Source organism: Microcystis sp. M53598_WE2 (assembly GCF_030067735.1).
GTDB lineage: Bacteria > Cyanobacteriota > Cyanobacteriia > Cyanobacteriales > Microcystaceae > Microcystis > Microcystis aeruginosa.
In genome coordinates, this window is record NZ_JASJFE010000435.1 from 1 (window position 1) to 3,858 (window position 3,858).

The 3,858-nt window shown below is 43.6% G+C and carries 3 protein-coding genes; 1 reads left to right on the forward strand and 2 read right to left on the reverse strand.

Translation table 11 applies throughout. The annotated features are described in order from the left end of the window. Positions 1-147 precede the first annotated feature (147 nt). A complete protein-coding gene (gene trpA / locus PX636_RS09185; RefSeq protein WP_002795714.1) occupies positions 148-942 on the reverse strand; it encodes a tryptophan synthase subunit alpha in 795 nt (264 codons plus the stop codon). Between the two features lie 264 nt (positions 943-1,206). On the opposite strand from trpA, the gene PX636_RS09190 reads away from it, so the two are divergent. Next, the gene (locus PX636_RS09190; RefSeq protein WP_012265331.1) at positions 1,207-2,124 is read left to right on the forward strand and encodes a glycosyltransferase family 2 protein; all 918 of its coding nucleotides are present in this window, start codon (positions 1,207-1,209) and stop codon (positions 2,122-2,124) included. A gap of 449 nt (positions 2,125-2,573) precedes the next feature. Here PX636_RS09190 and PX636_RS09195 read toward each other — a convergent pair whose 3' ends face one another. Then, on the reverse strand, positions 2,574-3,638 hold the full coding sequence (locus PX636_RS09195; protein ID WP_288116839.1) for an IS4 family transposase: 1,065 nt from the start codon (positions 3,636-3,638) through the stop codon (positions 2,574-2,576). Positions 3,639-3,858 lie beyond the last annotated feature (220 nt).

The following is a 3,858-nucleotide window of genomic DNA, read 5'->3' on the forward strand; positions in this document are numbered from 1 at the left end:
AAAAATAGGCTTTTCGAGGGTAATTCTTGTTTTAATTCTCCATGTACGCAGTCTTTAAAAGCCTCTATTTCGTTCCAAGACACGATTAAGAGTGGCTTTTAGGCTAAGTATAATTACTTATCGCGTAAGTGAGATGCTCCCCCACGATTACTGAATCGCCTGTTTTAAACTGCGACAGAATTCTTCGAGGGATTTTAACCCATCGCTGGGGGAATTATCGGCTAAACGTTTAACCATGGCACTGCCCACAATTACCGCATCAGCACCCCAGTTTTTCACCTGTAGCGCCTGTGTCGGCTCAGAAATGCCAAATCCTACCCCCACGGGTTTATCGGTGACAGAACGGATAGAATCGAGCAATTCCTCCACTCTGGTGGCCACTTGCTTCCGCATTCCCGTCACTCCCGTGACACTCACCAGATAAATAAAACCTTGGGATTGCCTGGCGATCGCTTGTATTCGTTCCGGGGGACTGGTAGGCGCTACCAATAAAATCACTTCAATTCCCTTAGCGGCAGCCGGTTGCAGCAGACTTTCCGCTTCCTCTAGGGGTAAATCGGGAACCACCAAACCACTCACCCCGGCCGCTTTTATTTGGTCTAAAAAGACATCTATCCCGCGATGATAGATGGGATTATAGTAAGTAAAGAGAATAATGGGAGCTTTCACCTCTCCCTGAGCATTTTTGACGATTTCTAGCACATCTTCCAACTTGACACCCCGATTTAAAGCGCGGGTGGCCGCCGCTTGAATAACCGGACCATCCGCAAGAGGATCGGAATAGGGAACCCCCAACTCGATCAGATCGGCCCCTGCCTGGTCTAAAATGCGTAAAGCTTGGGCAGTAGTGGATAAATCGGGATCACCGGCAGTAATAAAGGGAATTAAGGCACAATTCCCCTGGGAACGGAGAGAACGAAAACACTCGGAAACAGCAGTCATCGAAAATTACTGGAGACATAAAGCACCGTCTATTATCTCATGGTGGGGAATAGCTCATTGCTGGTTGCCGCAAGCTCAGGTAAAGAATTTTTCAAGTAATACTTAAGAAATATTGACAAAATGGCGATCAAGGTTAGAATAGGCTCAGTCTGGCAGTTTTAAGAAAATTTCTTGGATAATAAGGGTTTTTATTCCACTTTTTCCGGTACACAATAGGACTAATGCCCGATCAGGTTTCGTATAATCAAACACCATATTATATCTATGTTTTCCATTTACATTCTCACTCATAACGAAGAAATTGATATTGCCGCCTGTGTGGAATCGGCACTTCTATCCGATGATGTGATTGTGGTTGACTCCTACAGTAGCGATCGCACAGTAGAGATCGCTTCTCGTTATCCAGTGCGCGTGATTCAGCATCAATTCGAGAGTCATGGTAAACAAAGAACTTGGATGTTAGAAAATATCGAGACTAAATACGATTGGGTTTATATTCTCGAAGCAGATGAAAGGATGACACCCCAACTCTACGCAGAATGTCTACGTGCCACTCAACAGAAAGAATTTACTGGTTTTTATGTGGCCGAAAGAGTTATGTTTATGGGAACTTGGATCCGTCGCAGCACCCAGTATCCCCGTTATCAAATGCGTCTATTTAGAAAAGATCAAGTCTGGTTTAGCGATTATGGTCACACGGAAAGGGAAGAATGTCTGGGAAAAACCTCTTTTTTACAAGAAACCTATCCCCACTATACCTGTAGTAAAGGTTTAAGTCGTTGGATTGAAAAACATAATCGTTATTCTACCGATGAAGCGGCAGAAACCCTACATCAGTTGGCTAACGGTGGTGTTAGTTGGAAAAAATTATTTTTTGGTAAAACCGAAGTCGAAAGACGGAGAGCTTTAAAAGATTTATCTCTACGATTGCCTTTTCGTCCCTTGCTTCGTTGGTTTTATATGTATTTTATCTTGGCGGGAATTCTCGATGGTAAGGCTGGGTTTGCTTGGTGTACTTTGCAAGCTTTTTATGAGTATTTGATCCTCTTAAAAGTAGCGGAAATGAAACAGGGTTTACCCACTCCCCCCGAAGTGAGAAATCCTTTTCATCCCCCGCAAAATGGTGACAATAGTAATTCCCATAGGTCTAATTTCGTCTCCCTGAAAGGAAAAGCAGATTAACATTCAACCATTATTAATCAGTCAGCAATCACCTAACAACAACCTAGAGATAAAAAGCAATCCTGATCCATTTTTTATTAGCTGTGACATCAATTTCACGGCTGTTGTCTCATCTCAAGCTGTATGGTATTTAAACTGCGTAGTGGAATTTTATACCCCATATTCCGTACTGGTTAAGAGGAAGTAAAAAATATGGTTCTTCGGTTGGTGCTATGCGATGGACGGAGTTATAAGGGATGAAACCTTTATAGAGAAGGACATTGATGCGATTTTTGTCAATTGTTTTCGATCTAGAACGAACTAATCAATAGAACTCTTGCCAGATAAGGATTTAGTCGATTTATGCCACTCTATTGAACCATACCAAGTAACGAAGAACCAAAAATAAACTCAGAAATAGCGACGGAATAGCTACAATCAAATCAACCAGTCACTCACCTGAAAATGACCTAAGTACAGGACAAAAATTGTAGGGAATGAAGAAAATCCCGATGATTGGGCAAAGAAGGGTTAAGAATCAGATGACGAAGATGGTCAAAACCTAAGCGAAAAAGACTTTGGCTACGACGACCATGTTTTTTGAGCCGAATCGGATGAAGTTGATGAAGCCACAAGCCAGTCTTGAGAGACCAGACCAAAGCTAAAGTCAACAGAGCAAAAAGTTTACGCAGGCGTTCGGGGTCAGTAAAATGAGTCGATTCCAAACAAAAACCACGAGTCTTGAAAATGCCAAAAAGGGTTTCAATGCCCCAGCGCAGAGCGTAATCGCTTACCAGTCCGACTGTATGTGGGGGAGCAATGACTATTAAGAGGTCTCCATCCTCCAAACGCAAGGCTTCGAGGGAGACCCGATTGCCCCAAACCCGACAATCGCCTGGCAATTGCTGAGATTCTCCGATAGCCAGATGGGCGAAGACGACTTTGGCTGGCAAGGCTTTTCCATTTCGCTCAATCTTGTCGGTAGCCCGAATCCTTAACCGGAAAGACAGAGACGGTTCGAGCAGAAGATAGCGCAGCCAAGCTTGACCAATAAACTCTCGGTCAGCACACAGACAACGAATTCTCGCAGTGGGAAAAATTTTGAAGATCGCCTCAATGAACCGCATACGCTGATCACTGTTGGAGTTTCCCTTTTTCTTGAGCAGCCACCACAAGATGGGAATGGCGACTCCTTCGTGGACTATGCCTACAGTCAGGATGTTGTAGCAATGCTCGCCCAACTCCCAGGTAGTCCGGTCAAGACTCAACACCCAAGGCTGGGGGAGCTTCAACCAACCCACGACAATTTTCGCAATTTCAGAATAATCAAGCTCGAAGTTGCGGAAAAAGCGTTGTAATCTCTTGTAGTTGGATTCTTTGAGGGCTTTACCTCCAAATCCTACTGCTAACTCGCTCAGATTGACGGTTTTGACTTTAATTAAGGCTAGTAGGAACAGTGCTAGAAACGAGAGCCTGGCTCCATGCCATGCCAGATGGGGTTTAAGGGCTTGCTTTAAGGCGCTATACTGGTTCATAGGGTTTTAGAGATTGGTTCTATTTCTCATAAAACACTACTCTCGCCTACTTTTCAAGCTTTTTGTCCTGTACTGAGGAGAATATTAATCCCAGAGTTCATAAGGGTTTTGTCGGTCTAGAGTGTATCAGACTTATCTGAAATGAGGCTCTTCGGGAATTGTTATGCAAATAATTAACTTAAAATAAAATTCGATGAGAGCAACTACGCTCAAAAGTAGC